This is a genomic window from Lentilactobacillus buchneri (assembly GCF_018314255.1).
GTDB classification, from domain to species: domain Bacteria; phylum Bacillota; class Bacilli; order Lactobacillales; family Lactobacillaceae; genus Lentilactobacillus; species Lentilactobacillus buchneri.
This window is the reverse complement of the sequence record NZ_CP073066.1, coordinates 1,235,264-1,254,459: the sequence shown is the minus strand read 5'-3', so window position 1 is coordinate 1,254,459 and position 19,196 is coordinate 1,235,264. Positions and strand designations below refer to the sequence as shown.

The window sequence follows — 19,196 nt, the reverse complement described above, 5'->3', positions numbered from 1 at the left end:
ACTCTACCCGTTAAGCCATTTTAATAACAATCTTTCCAACGGACCGGCCGGCTGCGGAGTAATCCATAGCAGATTGGATATCGGAAAACGGCACCACCCGATCAATGACCGGCTGAAGGGTCCCATGTTCGACCATTTTGGTTATCTTGGACAATTGGGTCCCACTAGGTTTCATGAATAAAAACTCATAGCCAACCTGAAATTGGCGCTGCAGTCGCCTCATTTTTGCTGTAGCCAGGGAAAACGCCAGTTGTTTCCACATTGGCAGGCCAGCCTGCTGGGCGAATGCCCGATTTGGCAGACCCGAAATTGAAACTACTTTGCCGCGGGGTTTCACGACTTGAAACGCGTTAGCTAATTGTGAACCACCCAGTGTATCAAACACGCCATCGTAATCAAACAAGACATCTTCAAATGCCGTTTGATGATAGTCGATGACCTGATCGGCCCCCAACTGCCTGACCAAACCCGTATTCTTTGCGCTGGTGGTCGTTGCCACAAAGGCTCCCAATGACTTGGCCAGTTGAATCGCAACTGTCCCAATCCCACCGGACCCCGCCTGAATCAAGACTTTATCTCCAGGCTTAACGTGCATCAAGTCAATTAACGCTTGGTAACTGGTCAGCGAAACCAGCGGCAGTGCTGCGGATTCCACCAGTGATAAGTTGGCCGGTTTCAGGGCAATATCACCCTGATCCACCGCCAAATAATCGGCAAAAGTTCCGATCCGATTCTTCTGTACCCGACCATATACCTCATCACCAACCTTGAAGTCCTTCACCAATGTTCCCGTCTGAACAACTGTCCCAGAAAAATCACTCCCTAATCTCAATGGCATCGAATACTTCAACAGCATTTTAAGTTTGCCATCGCGGGTCTTTAAATCAATCGGATTAATACTTGCCGCAGCAACTTTCACTAACACGTCATGATCCCTAATTGTTGGAATCGGCACGTCCGCGATCTCTAATTGCTGCTGCCCAAAATGCTGGATCTGGGCAGCTTTCATCATTTTTGTCATTATTACTAGCTCCACTTTATTGGTTTAAATTTTTGAACGAATGGTGTCCAAATCATAAATCACAATTCAGCGGACGTCAAGTAAGACGGTTTAATGCCAATTCGTTGACGGCTGAGAAATAAAATGGTTTAATGGTTTAAAAATATGAACCGAGAGGAACTTACGATGGCTGATTTACACCAAATTCAAACTGAATTTACCAATGTCAGCAGTTTCTTAACTGCTTTAGGGGACCAAAAACGGCAAGCAATTATCATTTCCCTGTTAAAAACCAATTCTTGTGAGGGGCTGCAAGTTCCTGAACTTACCAGTGTCACTGGCTTATCGAGACCGGCAGTTTCCCACCATTTGAAAATTTTGAAAGATGCCCATTTAGTGGCCGTCAGAAGTGAAGGAACCAAGAACTTCTACTACCTGTCCCATGACATCAAGGAAATTGATGAACTAAAAACCCTTCTGGATCACGTCACAGCAATCATTCATCAAACGGAGACCAAATCATGAAAAAAGTATTGATTGTTTTAACGAATGTTACCCGTTATCAAGGCACGAACGATCCCACCGGTTTATGGTTGGGGGAAGCAACTGAATTTGCCGAAACAATTCAGAAGGCTGGGATTGACGTCGACTATGTCAGTCCAAAGGGCGGCTTTGTGCCACTTGATCCACGCAGTATGAAATACACTAACGAATCGATCATAAAATTCTATGAAACTGAGGATTTTCAAAAACGGGCGTTGACCAACTCACTGCGGCCAAATGAAATTAATCCCGACGATTATTTGGCAATCTACTACACTGGCGGCCACGGAGTGATGTGGGATTTTCCAAATGACCGGGCTCTCCAGCAAATCGCCTTGTCAATTTACGACAACGGTGGATACATTACCTCCGTTTGTCACGGAGTTGCAGGGTTACTCAACATTAAGGACGATGCCGGTCGCTATTTAATTGCCGGCAAGTCAATCACTGGTTTCACAACTGCAGAGGAAATCATCGCCGGCAAAAAATCAGTGGTTCCCTTTCTGAATAATCAAGCAGTTGAAAAGCGCGGTGGTAAATTCAAAAAGAAGCGGGCTTACAAGGAGTATGCCATTCAAGATGGTCACTTGATTACTGGCCAAAATCCATTCTCACCACGGGCTGTCGCTCGGCTATTACTTGAAAACGTGCAATAAATAAATATATTAAAGCGGGGCCAAGGCATCAGTGTATTCGACTGATACCTTGGCCCCGCTTTAAGTTTGGACGCTAAATCAAACGTCCGGATCTCATTAGTTGATGAGCTGAATCAGCTTCCCAATTCGAAAACCAGTCTGCTCAATCAATTGAGGAGCTTGGTGAATCGCTTCTTGAACGGTCAGCGGACGGGTCGTGGTGGAAACAATCAAGTCAAATCCTTGATCGTATAATGGTTGGATATCGGCGGCCAAACTCCCGGCAACGGCAATTACCGGAACTTTGGCCGAATCAGCCAGTTTGGCAACCCCCATTGGCAATTTGCCGCTGAGGGTTTGTGAGTCAATCCGCCCCTCACCGGTAATGACCCAATCAGCATCACAAAGCATCGCCTTTAAGTCCACCAACTTCATGATTTCATCAATTCCTGACGTTAACTTGCCTTTTAGAAAGGCCAGGACGCCAAATCCCAAACCGCCAGCTGCTCCAGCTCCTGGTACCTGTGAAAGGTCCTTCCCCACAGTAGCAGCAGTCAGTCGCGCCAGTCGTTGCAGCCGGGCATCAAAATCCGCAATCTGTTCATCTTGAATCCCTTTTTGTGGCCCAAATATCCGTGTAGCACCCAATTGGCCGGTCAGTGGATTCTCGACATCAGAAAGACCGATCATTTGAACTGTGGACATCCGGTGATCAATCTGGGTCAAATCAACTTTGTCCAGGTCTTTGAGTCCGCCAATTCCACGGGAGATCTCATAACCGTTTCGATCATAAAAATGACCACCCAAAGCCTGAGCCATGCCAACGCCACCATCGTTGGTTGAACTACCACCAAGTCCCAGAAGGATTTTGCTGACGCCGTGATCCAGTGCCGCTTCAATGAGTTCCCCTACACCATAAGTGGACCGAACAGCAACATCTGTCGTTTGGCCCTGCGTGTATCCAGCCGCTGCAGCCATTTCGATCACTGCCGTTTGATCGTCAATCTGACCCCATTTAGCGTCGATTTGACTGCCGGTAGGTCCAGACACCCGCGTCGATATTAAGTGGCCCTTAGTCGCGTTGACAATGGCTGTTACGGTGCCTTCACCCCCATCAGCCAGCGGTACTTTTTTGATTTTAAGACTGGGATTGGCCGCCGTAAGTCCCCGTTGCAAATTCTCCGCCACTTCCTGTGAGCTGGCACTGCCTTTAAATGAATCGGTCGCAATTACAATTGTTTTCATCGTCAACTTCCTTTAACTAACTGTTGACCTTAGTGTACCTGAATATGGATCGTTCAACAAAAAAGCAGCGTGATCAAATGATCACGCTGCTTGCTAATTATTTACGTTTACTCTTCTTGGCACGTTTAATGGCTTTTTTAATTGCCCGTTGTTTCTCACGCTCTTCGCGTTGTTTATTTTCACGTTCGCGACGGATCTTCCAAGGATTTTGGATAACCAGGGTTTGACCTACTTGGAACGCGTTGGTGATCACCCAATAAAGTGACAGGGCTGATGGCAGGCTAATAGCCATAATCAAAATGAAGAATGGCATTCCGACCGTCATCATCGTGGTCATTGAATTAGATTCAGGCTGACCTTTCATTGCCAGCCACGAAGAAATGAAGGTGAACAGGGCAGCTAGGATCGGCAAGACAAAGTATGGATCCGGATGACCAAGCTGCAGCCAGAAGAACGTTCCACTTCTCAAAATGTGGGTTCGCCAAATTGCTTGGTACAAGGCGAACAGAATTGGCATCTGAACGATCAATGGCAGGCAGCCGGCAAGCGGGTTAATGCCTGCTTCGGCATACAGCTTCTTTTGCTCTGCTTGAAGCTTCTGAACAGTTTCTGCATCTCTTGATGAATATTTTTTCTGCAATGCCTTCAGCTGCGGTTGGACTTCTTGAGTCTTACGCATACTTCTGGTTTGGTAAATCATCAATGGCAGAATCACGATCCGGACAAGAATGGTGAAGATAATGATTCCCATTCCGTAGTTGTCGCTAAAGAATTTAGACAGCCAGATGATGGCCCGCGAGAAGTTCAAAACAACCCAGCCATCCCAAATGCCCGTACTGTGATTGGTTATTGGTGCGTTACTACATGCGGAAAGTACTACCGTCAAACTTACTAATGATAGTAATACTAGTAATTTCTTTATTCTCTTTTTCAACTTTTTTCCTCACTATCATAGTTGGGATCGATTAGTTTAGCTAACTTGAGCACATGAATTAAACTTGCCTTGACATCACTCATCGACATCTGGTCAGCAGCCGGACGGGCAATGACAATAAAGTCCACGTCCTGACGAAGATAAGGCTTTAATTCCAACAAGGACTGACGAATTCTTCGCTTGACCCAATTTCTATGTACCGCATTACCGATCTTCTTACCAACAGAAATACCGACGCGAAAATGTAATTGATTGGGTTTATCCAAAGAATAGACAACAAATTGACGATTTGCAACAGAGTTATGAGTCTCAAAGACTTCTTGAAATTCACTCTCTTTTTTTACTCGATACGATTTTCGCATGATCCATCTCCACAGACTTTTGAAAAATAAATGAAAAAGACCACTGAATGGTCAGTGGTCTATGCAGACAATGATTTTCTACCTTTTTGACGTCGGCGAGCCAACACTTTACGACCATTGCTGGTACTCATACGTTTACGAAAGCCATGAACGCGAGCGCGATGACGTTTCTTTGGTTGATAAGTTCTCTTCATAATGAATTCCTCCTTTAACTGTAAAAGTCGCGTTTAAGCATTTAATTACAATTATGTTCAAATGCATTTCCCAAATATATTAACATAATTTGTTCATTAATGGAATAGTCTTTTGAATGATCGCACATTTCAAAAAATATTTAAAATTTGTTTCATGAACAATTAGTGTGGATAACCGCAGAAATAATCATAGCTGATTTTAGAGATTTGCACAAGGTTATCCACAAGCTCACACCGTGTTCCAAAAGTTATCCACAGGATGTGGATTCTATCAACTTTTTTGTGAATAAAGCCGTTGTTGTCAGCTTTAGTTATCCACAGTTGCCTGTTCATTACACCAAATTCCAACGACCTTATCCACTTATCCACAGGGGAGTTATCCATTTCATCCACCCCTGTGAAACAATTATGCACAGGCTGTTTTTGCCTGTGGAAAACTTTTCTGGGGAATGCTAAAATTAATTTGCGTTTCGTTACACGACTAAAAACAGAGGGGGAATTCGTAGTGTTAGATAAGGATTCATTATGGCAAAAGTTAAGCGAACAATTTCGCAGCAACACCACTGATCTTACATATGATACCTGGATCAAACCAGTCAAGCCGATCAGCTTTGATGGATCCACACTCACTTTATCTTTACCTTCTGAATTGCATCGGGATTATTGGAAAGAACAATTGGCACCAAACTTGATAGAGTATGCTTTTGTGATCACTAAAGGCAATATCGAGCCAAAGTTTATTCTGGATTCGGACGTTAATAAAGAAGCCCAAGAAAAGCCTGTGGATAACAATGCCAGCCAAGATCAGGACGGCGATGAGTTTTCATTTAGTAAGGAAAATCATCTTAATCCCAATTACACATTTGATAACTTTATTATCGGCAAGGGCAATCAAATGGCCCATGCCGCTGCTTTAATTGTGTCCGAAGAACCCGGCAAGCTTTATAATCCACTGTTCTTTTATGGTGGCGTCGGTTTGGGTAAGACCCATTTGATGCAGGCTATCGGCAATAAGCGCCTTGAAGATCATCCCGAGACCAACGTTAAGTATGTCACCAGTGAAGCCTTCACCAACGATTTCATCAACGCCATTCAGACCAACCGCACCGAAGAATTTCGTCGTGAATACCGAGACGTCGACATTTTAATGGTTGATGATATTCAATTCTTTGCCCAAAAAGAAGGAACCCAAGAAGAGTTCTTCCATACTTTTAACGATCTCTACAATAACGATAAACAAATCGTCCTCACATCCGATCGGGTTCCTCAAGAGATCCCCAAGCTCCAAGAACGCTTGGTATCAAGGTTCGCTTGGGGTCTACCAGTCGATATCACCCCGCCGGATCTGGAAACCAGAATTGCCATTCTCAAAAATAAGGCCAAGTTGGATAACCTGGTCATTCCAAACGACACCTTGTCCTATATTGCCGGCCAAATTGATTCCAACGTGCGTGAACTTGAAGGCGCTTTGTCGCGGGTTCAAGCCTATTCCAAATTAAAAGATGAGCCGATTACGACTGACCTGGTTTATGAAGCGCTTCGTGGCCTCAAATTGAGCCAAGATAACCGCCAGCTTTCAATCGTTGATATCCAAAATAAAGTCGCCAGCTACTTCCACATTTCCATTAATGATTTAAAGGGCAAAAAGCGCATGAAGTCCATTGTGATGCCTAGACAAATCGCCATGTACCTTTCCAGGGAAATGACCAGTAACTCGCTGCCAAAAATCGGCAAGGAATTTGGCGGCAAGGATCACACGACCGTTATTCACGCTTGCGATAAAATTGCCGAAATCATCAAACTTGATGCCGACTTAAGAAAAGAAATCGCGGATATCAAAAGTGCCCTGAACTAAAATGATATAATCGATTGTGGATAAATCATCGAGAAGTCAATAAGTTGTGCACAGTCTTATCCACAGGTTAATCGTTAGGGACAGGCCACTTGTGAAAAGTTATCCACAATATCCACATGCCCTACTGTTACTTCTCTTTTCTTTTATTAATTAATATATAATTACACTTTCCGGGAGGTCGATTAAAGTATGAAATTTTCCATTGGTCGAACAGCATTCACAAAAGGGTTAAACACCGTTTCAAGAGCAATCTCTACCAAAACCACCATTCCTATTCTGACAGGACTCAAAATTGTAGCAGGTCCTGACGGTCTGGTACTAACCGGTAGTGACGCTGATATTTCCATTGAAACCACGTTAAAAGCCGATGATCCAGACAATATGTTAGTTATTGAATCCGAAGGTGCCATTGTGTTGCCTGCCAGATTCTTCACTGAAATTGTCAAGAAATTGCCTAAAGACACCATAACTCTAGAGGTTGGCGAAAACTTCCAGACGATGATTACATCAGGTCAATCATCATTTACTATCAATGGTTTGGATGCCAATAACTATCCACACCTTCCTGAAATTCAAACGAACGACTCAATTCCTTTGGCCGCTGATCTTTTCAAACAGATTATTAGTCAAACGGTCGTCGCAGTTTCCAATCAGGAAAGTCGGCCGATTTTAACAGGTGTTCACTTTGTCATTTCCGATAACCACGTTATGGCCGTCGCAACTGACAGCCACCGCTTGAGTCAACGGAAAGTTACTCTTGAAACCCCGATCAATGGTTCATATGATTTCGTCATTCCTGGAAAGAGTTTGACTGAATTATCCAAGATGATTGATGATGGACAAGACGAAGTGTCTTTATCGGTTACCGAAAATCAAGCCCTGTTTGTCATCGGCAACACCCTGTTTTATTCACGACTGCTTGAAGGAAACTATCCTGACACCACTCGGTTAATTCCAGATTCACATGACACTCGGATCTCATTTGAAGCACCTGAATTACTAGCTGCAATTGAACGGGCTTCTCTGCTTTCACATGAATCCAGAAATAACGTGGTTAAAATCACGATTGATCCTGACAAAAAGACAGTTACTATTTACGGTAATTCTCCTGATGTCGGAAATGTTGAAGAAGACCTTGAGCCCAAGTCATTAGAAGGTAATGAACTGGAGATTTCCTTTAATCCTGATTACATGAAAGACGCATTACGGTCATTCACCCAGGCGACAATTAACATTGATTTCACGTCTGCTCTGCGACCATTTACCCTCACACCAACCGAGGACAGTGACAGTTTTGTTCAGCTGATTACGCCAATCAGAACGTTTTAATTAAATATCGATTCGCCAACAACTTCCACAGGCTGGGAGTTGTTTTTTTCTGACCAAAATGAGTTGCTTGCTATCGATTTCTTTCAAAAATGCTGCAATCACATTTACATAATGTTTGAATCCTAAAAAATGATCGTCATTTCATTAGAAGTCCATATAGGCACCTTTTAGCAGTTTTTGCCATTTTGATGCAAAAATATCAAAAATCTTCAAAACGGCTCATAATGCCCAAGAATCGTCATTGACGTGTACTTTTAGTAAACAAAGAGGTATAATAGAAGGAGTAAAAAGGTGGGTGAAATTGTGAAAAAAGATGTTTTCATTGATAGTCCTTATATCACTCTTGGACAATTACTCAAAGAAGAATCGATTATTGCCAGTGGCGGCCAAGCCAAATGGTTTTTAAGAGAGACAACAGTTAATGTCAATGACGAGCCTGACAATCGCCGTGGTCGGAAGCTGTATGACGGTGATCATGTCGAAGTTCCGGACGTTGGCTTATTTTTTATTCGCTCAAAGCAGGGAAATGAATGAAGCTAACCGAAATTGAACTGCATAATTTTCGTAATTATGTTGATCAAACGCTCGAATTTTCCGATGGGATCAACGTCTTTCTTGGTGAAAACGCCCAGGGTAAAACTAATTTATTGGAAGCCATCTATGTTTTGGCACTCACCCGCAGTCACCGAACCAATAACGAAAAAGAATTGATTAACTGGAACAGTCAGACGGCCCAAATTAAAGGTCGCCTGCAAAAGCGGCTTGGAACGGTTCCGATTGAACTGGATTTAGGTTCAAAAGGGAAGCGGGCAAAGGTTAACCATTTGGAACAAGCTAAGTTGTCCACCTACATCGGTCAGTTGAACGTCATTTTATTTGCTCCCGAAGACTTATCCATCGTTAAAGGAGCACCACAAGTTCGCCGGCGGTTCATGGACATGGAATTTGCCCAGATGAGCAATCGCTACTTGTACAATTCCACTCAATACAAAAAGATACTGAAACAGCGAAATCGGTATTTGAAAGATTTGCATTATAAACGCCAAAAGGATCGGGTATATCTCGATGTGCTATCCGATCAGTTATCTGCTTATGGTGCAGAAATTGTTTATCAAAGACTTCAGCTACTTAAACAGCTGGAAAAATTTGCCCAAAACGTTCATTCTGAAATTTCACAAGGTAAAGAACAGTTGGCCTTTGACTATCACACCACGGTAGAGGCTGACCAGTTAGGATCAGTCGAGTCGATTTATCAGAGTCTACTGAAGCATTTTGCTGCGATTAAAGACAAAGAGATTTTGCGTTCCACCACGTTGATTGGACCTCAGCGTGATGATCTGCATTTTGTGATTAACGGCAAAGAAGTTCAGTCATTTGGGTCCCAAGGTCAGCAGCGGACAACCGCGCTTTCGGTCAAACTAGCTGAAATTGACCTGATGAAGGAACAAACGGATGAATATCCAATTCTATTATTGGACGATGTCCTTTCTGAACTTGATGATTTCAGGCAAACGCACTTATTAACCGCAATTCAAGATAAGGTTCAAACATTTTTAACCACCACCAGTTTAAGTGGCGTTCAGCAGGAGTTACTAACCAATCCACGTATTTTTCGGATTAGTGAAGGTAATGTTACTTTGGCAAAATAGTGAAGGAGAATCAAAATGGCCGACGAAAAAGAAACCAAAAAAGAATTAGCGCATGAATATGATGCCAGCCAAATTCAAGTTCTTGAAGGACTGGAAGCTGTTCGAAAACGTCCCGGGATGTACATTGGAACGACCAGTTCACAAGGACTTCATCATTTGGTATGGGAAATCGTTGATAACGGGATTGATGAAGCGCTTGCTGGATTTGCCACCAAAATTACCGTTACCGTTGAAAAAGACAACAGCATTACCGTTACTGATGACGGTCGTGGAATTCCGGTTGATATTCAAAAGAAGACGGGCAAGCCTGCCCTAGAAACCGTTTTCACAATTCTTCATGCCGGTGGTAAATTTGGCGGCGGCGGATACAAAGTTTCTGGTGGCCTGCATGGTGTGGGTGCTTCAGTTGTTAACGCCCTGTCCTCTGAACTGGACGTTGAAGTTACCCGTGACGGCAAAGTTTACTACATGGACTTCAGTCGTGGTCACGTCAAGACCAAGATGAAAGTCGTCCGTGAAGTTTCGGATGATCTCCATGGTACTAAGGTTCATTTCCTGCCGGATCCTGATATCTTCCGGGAGACCACTACTTATGATATTAAAGTCTTAACAGCCCGACTACGCGAGTTGGCATTTTTGAACAAGGGATTACGGATTGTTGTTCTTGACCTGCGTCCGGAAAAGCCGACTGAACAAGACTTTATGTACGAAGGCGGGATCAAACATTACGTTGAATACCTGGATAACAGTAAAGAAACCTTGTTGGATGAACCAATTTACGTTGAAGGTGTCATGAACGGAATTACCGTTGAAGTGGCGATTCAATATACCAACGATTATCACAATACATTAATGACCTTCACTAATAATATTCATACCTATGAAGGTGGGACTCACGAAGAAGGCTTTAAGCGAGCCTTGACTCGCGTCATTAACGATTATGCCCGTAAGAACAAGCTGTTAAAAGACAACGAACCAAACCTTTCCGGTGAAGATGTCCGTGAAGGCACGACGGCTGTTGTCAGCATCAAGCATCCAGACCCACAGTTTGAGGGCCAGACGAAGACCAAGCTGGGGAATTCAGATGCTCGAACGGTGACTGACCGCATTTTCAGTGATCATTTCACCAAGTTCTTGATGGAAAATCCTAAGATGGCCAGAAAAATTGTTGATCGTGGGATGCTGGCCTCAAAAGCTCGTTCAGCAGCTAAACGTGCCCGTGAAGTTACCCGGAAAAAGAGTGGCTTGGAAATCAGCAACCTGCCTGGTAAGTTAGCCGATAACACCAGTAAGGATCCTAAAATTTCTGAACTGTTTATCGTCGAGGGTGATTCAGCCGGCGGATCCGCTAAGCAGGGCCGATCACGGCTGACCCAGGCAATTCTGCCAATTCGTGGAAAAATATTAAACGTTGAAAAAGCAAGTATGGACCGAATTTTAGCCAACGAAGAAATTCGTTCATTATTTACTGCCATGGGAACCGGGTTTGGTGAGGACTTTGATTTATCAAAGATTAATTACCATAAGCTGATCATCATGACCGATGCCGATGTTGATGGTGCCCATATTCAAACGCTGTTGTTAACGTTGATTTACCGTTACATGCGGCCATTAATTGATGCCGGTTTTGTCTACGTTGCCCAGCCACCGTTGTATCAAGTCCGTCAAGGGAAGATGTCACGTTACATTGATTCCGATGATGATTTGAATGCATTCTTAGGAACCCTGCAGCCATCACCAAAACCCGTGATTCAACGATACAAAGGTTTAGGAGAAATGGATGCTGAACAATTGTGGGACACCACAATGAATCCCGAAAACCGTCATCTGTTGAGAGTTGAATCCTCCGATGCGGCCGAAGCAGATAAGGTCTTCTCGATGTTAATGGGCGACAAGGTGGAACCACGACGCGAGTTTATTGAAGATAACGCAACGTTTGTGGAAAATCTTGATGTTTAAAGCTGCTTAATAACTAAGCAGAAAATGTTTCACATGAAACATGCCACCGAAACCCATGAATGGAGGTAAATAATTTGGCGAATAAAGATAACCATGATGAACCAATTGCTGGTCGAGTGACCAACGTTGATCTATCTAAAAAAATGCGAACGTCATTTCTTGACTACGCCATGAGTGTCATTGTTGCCCGTGCGCTGCCCGATGTTCGTGATGGTTTAAAGCCGGTTCATCGTCGTATTTTGTATGATATGCATGAATTGGGTGTGACACCCGATAAGCCTTATAAGAAATCAGCCAGAATTGTCGGCGATGTTTTAGGTAAGTACCATCCCCATGGCGATACCGCCGTGTATGAGTCAATGGTTCGAATGGCTCAGGACTTTAGCTACCGTTACATGTTAGTTGATGGTCACGGAAACTTTGGTTCAGTTGATGGTGATGGCGCTGCAGCGATGCGTTATACCGAAGCCCGGTTAAGCAAGATTGCGATGGAAATGCTGCGTGATATCAACAAAGATACCATCGATTTCCAGCCCAACTATGATGGGACTGAACGTGAACCAAGCGTTTTGCCGTCACGATTCCCGAACCTGTTAGTCAACGGTGCGTCAGGAATTGCCGTAGGGATGGCAACCAATATTCCACCTCACAATTTGTCCGAAGTCATCAGTGCCATTCATGTTTTGATGAAGAACCCCGATGCCACGACAGCAGATCTGATGGAGGCTTTGCCAGGACCTGATTTTCCAACCGGCGGCGTTGTCATGGGTAAATCCGGTATTCGGAAAGCCTATGAAACCGGTAAGGGAACCATTATTGTCCGCGCCAAAGTTGAAATTGAAGGGGAAGCCGGCGGCAAACAGCGAATCATTGCCACCGAATTACCTTACATGGTCAACAAGGCCAAGTTAATTGAACGGATTGCTGAATTAGCCCGCGATAAGCGGATTGAAGGCATCACGGATATTAATGATGAGTCTGACCGTGAAGGAATGCGGGTTGTGATTGATGTTCGTCGGGATGCAAGTGCCGAAGTCATCTTGAACAATTTGTACAAATTAACCCTGATGCAGACTTCATTTAGTTTCAACATGTTGGCAATTGTCAAAGGCACGCCAAAGATTTTGAGTTTGAAAGAAATTTTGAACTATTATCTGGAGCACCAAGTTGAAGTTATTCAACGACGGACCAAGTATGAGCTGAACAAGGCTCAGGCCAGGGCTCACATCCTCGAAGGGTTAAGGATTGCCCTTGACCACATTGATGAAATTATCAAAATTATCCGTGGTTCACAGACCGGTGACGTTGCCAAGAACCAATTAATCGAAGGCTTTGGTCTGGATGACAAGCAGGCTCAAGCGATCTTGGACATGCGTCTGGTTCGGTTAACCGGTTTGGAACGCGAAAAGATTGATAAAGAATACAATCAATTGATGAAGGACATTGAAGAATACAAAGCGATTCTTGCCAGTCGTGAACGGGTCAATGAAATCATTTATCAAGAATTATTGGAGATCCAAAACAAATTTGGCGATCCACGACGGACTGAACTCTTGGTGGGTGAAGTTCTGAGTCTTGAAGATGAGGACCTGATCGAAGAAGAAGACGTGATCATTTCTCTAACGCATAACGGATACATCAAACGGTTACCAACTTCTGAGTTTAAAGCCCAAAATCGTGGTGGTCGTGGTGTTCAAGGAATGGGTGTTCACAACGATGATTTCGTAGAACACTTAGTTTCAACTTCAACCCACGATGTGCTGTTGTTCTTCACCGATGCCGGTAAAGTTTATCGGATGAAGGGTTATGAAATTCCCGAATACGGCCGTTCTGCTAAGGGTATTCCAGTGATTAACCTGTTGAACATTGGCAATAACGAAAAAATTCAGGCTGTGATTAACGTCTCCGATAAGAATAACGATATTGAAAAGGATCTTTTCTTTGTCACTTTGATGGGAACCGTTAAGCGCACCCCAGTGTCTGACTTTGCCAACATCCGTAGTAATGGTCTGAAAGCCATTAACCTCAAGGATGATGATCAGGTTAGCAACGTTCTGATTGCTAGTGAGGATCAAAATATTATCATTGGAACTCACCGTGGCTACGCAGTTAGTTTCAATGCTGCCGATGTTCGTTCAATGGGACGATCAGCTACTGGTGTCCGGGGTGTTAGACTACGTGAGAACGATTATGTGGTCGGTTCTGATATCTTGAAACCTGACAGTGAGGTCTTTATCATTTCTGAAAATGGCTATGGTAAACGCACCCCAGCTGCTGAATACCCAATTAAGGGTCGGGGCGGTAAAGGAATTAAGACTGCCAACATCACTGAAAAGAATGGGCCGCTTGCCGGTTTGACAACGGTTAACGGTGAGGAAGACATCATGCTGATCACAGATCAGGGTGTCATGATTCGATTCAGTGTTGAGGACGTTTCTCAAACGGGGCGGGCAACTCTCGGTGTTCACTTGATCAGAATGACCGATGGCGCTAAAGTTGCAACCATGGCTAAGGTTGAGAAGCAGGATGATTCAGAGGATGACACAAAAGATCAGTCATCTGATTCAGAACAAGCAAGTGATGATTCCGGTACCAATGCGGATCAAAACTCAGATTCAGATAATTAATATTCAGCTAATTACAAAGTCGATGAGATTTAATTCTCACCGACTTTTTGTTTCACGTGAAACATAAGCATGAATTCTCCTAAGAAAATGGGATAAAAAAGTCGAGCTAATTCTTTGACTTACTTTTCGTAAGTGATATGCTTTTTGTAAGAATTAAAATACGACTACCTGGAGGTAATTTATTCATGACTGTTGTTAATGGTTACAAACAAAACGATAACGAAGAAAAAATTAATATTTTAAACTTGGAAGAGTCGGAAGAACGAGCTAAGCAAATCATTCCAACTGGCGGTTTTGGATACATCGTCGGTGGTTCAGAAAACAACTGGACTTTAAAAGCCAACCGTAAAGCATTTACCCACAAGCAAATCGTTCCGCGTGCGTTGAGTAATATTGAAAATCCATCACTCGACACTAACGTCTTTGGAATTCCGCTAAAAACGCCAATTATGATGGCACCAACTGCCGCTCAGGGATTGGCCCACTCACAAGGTGAAAAGGATACTGCAAAAGGTGTCGCTGCCGTTGGTGGTTTGATGGCCCAAAGTACTTACTCGTCAGTGTCCATCTCAGATACTGCTGCAGCTGGGAACGGTGCACCCCAATTCTTCCAACTTTATATGAGTAAAGATTGGGACTTCAACTACTCGTTGCTTGACGAAGCTAAAAAGGCTGGCGTCAAAGGCATTATCTTGACTGTTGATGCCACCGTTGATGGTTATCGTGAAGACGACATCAAGAATAACTTCCAATTCCCAATTCCAATGGCAAACTTGACTAAATTTAGTGAAGGCGACGGTAAAGGCAAGGGAATTGCTGAAATTTATGCTGCGGCTGCTCAAAAGATTGGGCCCGACGACGTTAAGAAGATCGCTGACTACACTGATTTGCCAGTGATTGTTAAAGGAATTGAATCACCAGAAGATGCCCTTTACGCAATCGGTGCCGGGGCTGCCGGTGTTTACGTATCCAACCATGGTGGCCGTCAATTAAACGGTGGACCAGCATCATTCGATGTTTTGGAAGATGTTGCCAAAGCTGTTAATGGCCGTGTTCCGATCATCTTTGATTCCGGTGTTCGCCGTGGATCTGATGCATTCAAGGCACTTGCTTCAGGTGCAGACTTGGTAGCCATGGGTCGACCGGTTATCTATGGTTTGGCTTTAGGTGGCGCTGAAGGTGTTCAAGCAGTCTTTGAACATCTCGGTGATGAATTGAAGACAACGATGCAATTGGCCGGAACCAAGACCATTGCCGATGTTAAGAAGACCCATCTTCTAAGTATCAACTATTAATTTGTGTGCAACGTCCTATCATCCGTATCCTCTAACAGAAATTTTTAGGCATTTGCTTCTGTTCTCATGATGGGAAATAATATTAGAGGATACCCATGAGTGCTGCACAGTATTAGAACATTCCCCGTGTTCTTTTCCCCAAAAATATGTAATAAAACAGCGTTCCTCATTATTGAGGGACGCTGTTTTTGAATCAGATTTTAGGTTAATTAATATTTTTACGTGGTCGGCCGGTTGTTTGGCCTTTATCCAGAATTTCTGGGTGCTCGCTACGTGCATAAGCGTATGCATGAGGATCCTGGCCGTTTTGATATCGACTCGAGCGGGTATTTGTTTGAGAACTTCTGAAGTAGTAAAATGCTGAAACCCCAACGATGATTAATAGTAAAAGTGTCATTGAATTCCTCGTTTCTTTATTTTTGTTAAATCATGGGACACGTGCGAAAAAGCGTTTCCAAACTCCAAATTGAATTTGGAATTGATACTAGTTTACTTCCAAAATCAAAAGAGTCAAGTATCTGCTTGACTGCCGTAGGTGATTTACTGGGGGAACCCAAGTGTAGCAAGGGGTTCCTAATTATTAAGGAATTATTTAATTCCTGATCGTGAATTATTTTCTCCAAAAGAATAATCCAGGTGGTTTCTATCGTATATAATAAGTGTATCGTGAATCACAATTAGGCAATTGATATTTAGGTCCACACGTGGTATTATTTTATATTGTGAGTATCTGGGTAAAAACAGAAACTCTCCTTGCTCTCGGGAAGAGGGCCATAAGTCCATAAGGAGGTGCAAATCATGGAAGAAAAGAAATACGAAATTACTTACATCATCCGTCCTGATATTGAAGAATCTGCAAAATCTGCATTGATCGAACGATTCGACAAGATCTTGACTGACAATGGTGCTAAGGTACTAAGTTCAAAAGACTGGTCAAAGCGTCGTTTTGCTTACGAAATCGGTGGCTTCAACGAAGGAACCTATCACGTTGTAACTTTAACAACTGATTCAGACGCATCACTTAACGAATTTGATCGTCTTTCAAAAATCAATGGCGATATCTTACGTCATATGATCGTTGTTCGTGACGACTAATAATTGATTCTAATATGAGAGGAGCAAATTCAGCATGCTTAATCGTGCAGTTCTTACGGGTCGCCTAACCCGCGATGTTGATTTACGATACACTCAAAGCGGAACCGCTGTCGGTTCGTTCTCACTTGCCGTTGATCGGCAATTTACCAATCAACAGGGGGAACGAGAGGCTGATTTCATTAACTGCGTAATCTGGCGTAAATCCGCTGAAAACTTTGCCAACTTCGTTCATAAGGGGTCGCTTGTTGGAATTGATGGCCGTATTCAGACCAGAAATTACGAAAACGCACAGGGACAACGTGTTTATGTGACCGAAGTTGTAGTAGAGAATTTTGCGCTGCTTGAGCCCCGTTCTGCAAGGAACAACTCAAATGGTCAGCAAAATGGCAATGCTCCTCAACAAAATAACGGTAATGCCAATCCATTTGATAATCATTCAAATGCCGGTACCGGAAATAGTGGCAATTCCAACAATAACGGCGGGAATAATCCGACTAACAATGGTGGAAATAACGGTAATAACGGGAACAATAATCCCAATGATCCGTTCGCTAACTCTGGGGACTCGATTGACATTTCCGATGATGATTTACCATTCTAATGAATTGGTAAAGTAAATTTTCGAGGAGGAAAAACTATGGCATATCAAAGACGTGGCGGCGGTCGTCGTCGTCGTAAAGTTGATTTTATTGCTGCAAATCACATTGAATACATCGACTACAAAGATATCGATTTATTGAAGCGATTTGTTTCAGAACGTGGAAAGATTCTTCCACGTCGTGTTACTGGAACCAGCGCAAAGAACCAACGTGCTTTAACAATTGCTATTAAACGTGCACGTATCATGGGCTTGATGCCTTTCGTTGCGGCCGACTAATAATGATTTATCGAAGTCATCCTTTCGGGGATGGCTTTTTTATTTGCTCATAAGACAAGCCTTCCCAGAAACTGAACCAGGAAGGCTTGTATCGACATCAATTAGTTTTCGTTAGTAACGGGCTTGGCGTTGTCAACTTGTTGATCAGGTCCTAATTTCTTTAAACCGACCCCGGTGAATCCACTCAATAGTGAGAAGACTGGGCAAAGCAGACTGAAGAATACAAATGGCAGGTATTGGATAGTTGGGACACTCAATGTGTTGGCAATGAAGACGCCGCCAACGCCCCATGGAACCAAGTAGTTTAAAACGGTACCGCCATCTTCAAGAACCCGCCCAAGGGCTCGGCTGGCCAGGCCACCGTTATTGAACGTCTTTTTGAAGGCTCGTCCAGGTAAGATAATCGAAAGAAATTGTTCACCAACGAAGATATTCACCCCAATGCAGGCTCCCAGTGCCGCTGTAACTAGTTTGGCCGGATTATTCAATCTGGTAGCCAGTGGTGACATAATCGCGCTGATAAGGCCAAAATGGACTAATAGACCACCAAGCGATAATGTCAGAACAATTAGGGCAACTGTCGGCATCATGCTGACGATGCCGCCCCGTGAAAGTAATAAGTTGACCTCACTGTTAGAAGTCTTTGCGATAAAGCCATTGGTGATGATCGTGCTGGCTTTGGTGACGTTTAATCCAGGGTTGTTGACAAACATCATCCCCGCTGAAACAAAGATGTTCAGTAGCATGGTTGGAATAGCTGCCATTTTAAAGCCGGCGCAGACAAACACCAAGATGATCGGAATCAAGGCGACAATTGAAATGTGAAAATCGTTGTTCAATGCGGCAACCGTTGTATTGATCTTGTTCATATCGGCATGGTTGTGACCCATTCCAAGAAGAGCAAAGGCAATGGTGGAAATCGTGGCAGCTGGAATCGTCGACCAAAGGATGGTTTTCATGTGATCAAATAAGTCGGTGTCGACCACGGCTGCTGCCAAGTTGTTGGTTTCGGAAAGTGGTGAACATTTATCACCGAAGACCCCGCCGGAAATAATCGCACCAGCGACCAGGGCCGGATTGAAGTTCATGGTGACACCGATGCCGAAGAAAGCAATCCCGACAGTTGAGACAACCGTGAAACAACTACCAACGGCGGCACCAACCAGTGAACAGACCAGAAAGACGGTTGGTAAGAACCATTGGGCACTGATGGCTTTGAAGCCGATGACCATCAACGTTGGAATTGTTCCAGCGGCGATCCAGGTACTGATCATCGCACCGATTAAGATAAAGATGACAATGGGGATGATGCCTTTATCAATCCCATCCTTAATCCCGGCATTGATCTCATCCCAACTAAACCCAGTCACTTTTGCCCAAAAGATTGTGACGGTAATTGCTAATAATACTGGAACTTGTGGAGACAATCCCAAACCGATTACCCCGGTTCCCATAATGGCTAATGCAACAACTAATACTAAAATCGCTTCACGCAAACTCACTCTACTATTTCTCATATTGCCAACCTCTTTTTATTTTCAAATTTTTGGCTACTTTAAATTCAGTTGACTCAAATATCGTGGTAAACCGCCATTCG

Annotated in this window: 19 protein-coding genes; 12 read left to right on the top strand and 7 right to left on the bottom strand. The window is 43.6% G+C overall.

What is annotated here, in order from left to right; all coding sequences use genetic code 11:
- Window positions 1–10: 10 nt before the first annotated feature.
- Window positions 11–1,012 carry an NADP-dependent oxidoreductase gene (locus KE627_RS06025; RefSeq protein ID WP_173667631.1) on the bottom strand — a complete coding sequence of 334 codons (1,002 nt, stop codon included), beginning with the start codon at window positions 1,010–1,012 and terminating at the stop codon, window positions 11–13.
- Between the two features lie 174 nt (window positions 1,013–1,186).
- Here KE627_RS06025 and KE627_RS06020 point away from each other — a divergent pair, with 174 nt between their 5' ends.
- Window positions 1,187–1,525, top strand: coding sequence for an ArsR/SmtB family transcription factor (locus KE627_RS06020; RefSeq protein ID WP_013729119.1), 339 nt, complete (start codon window positions 1,187–1,189; stop codon window positions 1,523–1,525).
- Window positions 1,522–2,199 (top strand): type 1 glutamine amidotransferase domain-containing protein, encoded by a 678-nt coding sequence (locus KE627_RS06015; protein ID WP_056938680.1) that lies wholly within the window; start codon window positions 1,522–1,524, stop codon window positions 2,197–2,199. The genes KE627_RS06020 and KE627_RS06015 overlap by 4 nt, the downstream gene beginning before the upstream one ends.
- 96 nt (window positions 2,200–2,295) lie before the next feature.
- Here KE627_RS06015 and KE627_RS06010 read toward each other — a convergent pair whose 3' ends face one another.
- The 4 genes from KE627_RS06010 to rpmH all read right to left on the bottom strand — a co-directional run bounded on the left by KE627_RS06010 (window position 2,296) and on the right by rpmH (window position 4,913).
- Complete coding sequence (locus KE627_RS06010; RefSeq protein ID WP_013729121.1) at window positions 2,296–3,423, bottom strand: glycerate kinase family protein; 1,128 nt, start codon at window positions 3,421–3,423, stop codon at window positions 2,296–2,298.
- A 97-nt stretch (window positions 3,424–3,520) separates the two neighbouring features.
- Complete coding sequence (locus KE627_RS06005; RefSeq protein WP_013729122.1) at window positions 3,521–4,357, bottom strand: YidC/Oxa1 family membrane protein insertase; 837 nt, start codon at window positions 4,355–4,357, stop codon at window positions 3,521–3,523.
- Window positions 4,354–4,719: a ribonuclease P protein component gene (rnpA, locus tag KE627_RS06000; RefSeq protein WP_013729123.1), complete on the bottom strand. Its 366-nt coding sequence runs from the start codon at window positions 4,717–4,719 to the stop codon at window positions 4,354–4,356. Before rnpA ends, KE627_RS06005 begins: the two co-directional genes overlap by 4 nt.
- Before the next feature lie 59 nt (window positions 4,720–4,778).
- Window positions 4,779–4,913 (bottom strand): 50S ribosomal protein L34, encoded by a 135-nt coding sequence (gene rpmH / locus KE627_RS05995; protein ID WP_013729124.1) that lies wholly within the window; start codon window positions 4,911–4,913, stop codon window positions 4,779–4,781.
- 505 nt (window positions 4,914–5,418) lie between these two features.
- Here rpmH and dnaA point away from each other — a divergent pair.
- The 7 genes from dnaA (at window position 5,419) to KE627_RS05960 (ending at window position 15,627) form a co-directional block, all read left to right on the top strand.
- The gene (dnaA, locus tag KE627_RS05990) at window positions 5,419–6,768 is read left to right on the top strand and encodes a chromosomal replication initiator protein DnaA (protein ID WP_013726859.1); all 1,350 of its coding nucleotides are present in this window, start codon (window positions 5,419–5,421) and stop codon (window positions 6,766–6,768) included.
- A gap of 189 nt (window positions 6,769–6,957) precedes the next feature.
- A complete protein-coding gene (gene dnaN, locus KE627_RS05985; RefSeq protein WP_013726860.1) occupies window positions 6,958–8,097 on the top strand; it encodes a DNA polymerase III subunit beta in 1,140 nt (379 codons plus the stop codon).
- A gap of 291 nt (window positions 8,098–8,388) precedes the next feature.
- Window positions 8,389–8,631: a S4 domain-containing protein YaaA gene (yaaA, locus tag KE627_RS05980; RefSeq protein ID WP_013726861.1), complete on the top strand. Its 243-nt coding sequence runs from the start codon at window positions 8,389–8,391 to the stop codon at window positions 8,629–8,631.
- Entirely contained in the window at window positions 8,628–9,746 is a 1,119-nt protein-coding gene (recF, locus tag KE627_RS05975; protein ID WP_013726862.1) for a DNA replication/repair protein RecF, read from the top strand. Before yaaA ends, recF begins: the two co-directional genes overlap by 4 nt.
- Before the next feature lie 15 nt (window positions 9,747–9,761).
- Complete coding sequence (gene gyrB, locus KE627_RS05970) at window positions 9,762–11,705, top strand: DNA topoisomerase (ATP-hydrolyzing) subunit B (RefSeq protein WP_013726863.1); 1,944 nt, start codon at window positions 9,762–9,764, stop codon at window positions 11,703–11,705.
- 59 nt (window positions 11,706–11,764) lie between these two features.
- Window positions 11,765–14,332, top strand: a complete 2,568-nt coding sequence (gene gyrA / locus KE627_RS05965) for a DNA gyrase subunit A (protein ID WP_041805519.1) — start codon at window positions 11,765–11,767, stop codon at window positions 14,330–14,332.
- A 185-nt stretch (window positions 14,333–14,517) separates the two neighbouring features.
- The gene (locus tag KE627_RS05960; RefSeq protein WP_056938679.1) at window positions 14,518–15,627 is read left to right on the top strand and encodes a lactate oxidase; all 1,110 of its coding nucleotides are present in this window, start codon (window positions 14,518–14,520) and stop codon (window positions 15,625–15,627) included.
- Window positions 15,628–15,832: 205 nt separating this feature from the next.
- Here KE627_RS05960 and KE627_RS05955 read toward each other — a convergent pair whose 3' ends face one another.
- Entirely contained in the window at window positions 15,833–16,024 is a 192-nt protein-coding gene (locus KE627_RS05955) for a hypothetical protein (protein WP_013726866.1), read from the bottom strand.
- A 401-nt stretch (window positions 16,025–16,425) separates the two neighbouring features.
- Here KE627_RS05955 and rpsF point away from each other — a divergent pair, with 401 nt between their 5' ends.
- From rpsF to rpsR, 3 genes are read left to right on the top strand one after another with little or no spacing between them, the layout of a single operon-like run.
- Complete coding sequence (gene rpsF, locus KE627_RS05950) at window positions 16,426–16,722, top strand: 30S ribosomal protein S6 (RefSeq protein WP_013726867.1); 297 nt, start codon at window positions 16,426–16,428, stop codon at window positions 16,720–16,722.
- 34 nt (window positions 16,723–16,756) lie between these two features.
- A complete protein-coding gene (gene ssb, locus KE627_RS05945) occupies window positions 16,757–17,323 on the top strand; it encodes a single-stranded DNA-binding protein (protein WP_013726868.1) in 567 nt (188 codons plus the stop codon).
- Between the two features lie 36 nt (window positions 17,324–17,359).
- Window positions 17,360–17,599 (top strand): 30S ribosomal protein S18, encoded by a 240-nt coding sequence (gene rpsR, locus KE627_RS05940; protein WP_013726869.1) that lies wholly within the window; start codon window positions 17,360–17,362, stop codon window positions 17,597–17,599.
- 101 nt (window positions 17,600–17,700) lie between these two features.
- On the opposite strand, the gene nhaC is transcribed toward rpsR, so the two are convergent.
- Window positions 17,701–19,116: a Na+/H+ antiporter NhaC gene (nhaC, locus tag KE627_RS05935; protein ID WP_013726870.1), complete on the bottom strand. Its 1,416-nt coding sequence runs from the start codon at window positions 19,114–19,116 to the stop codon at window positions 17,701–17,703.
- Window positions 19,117–19,196 lie beyond the last annotated feature (80 nt).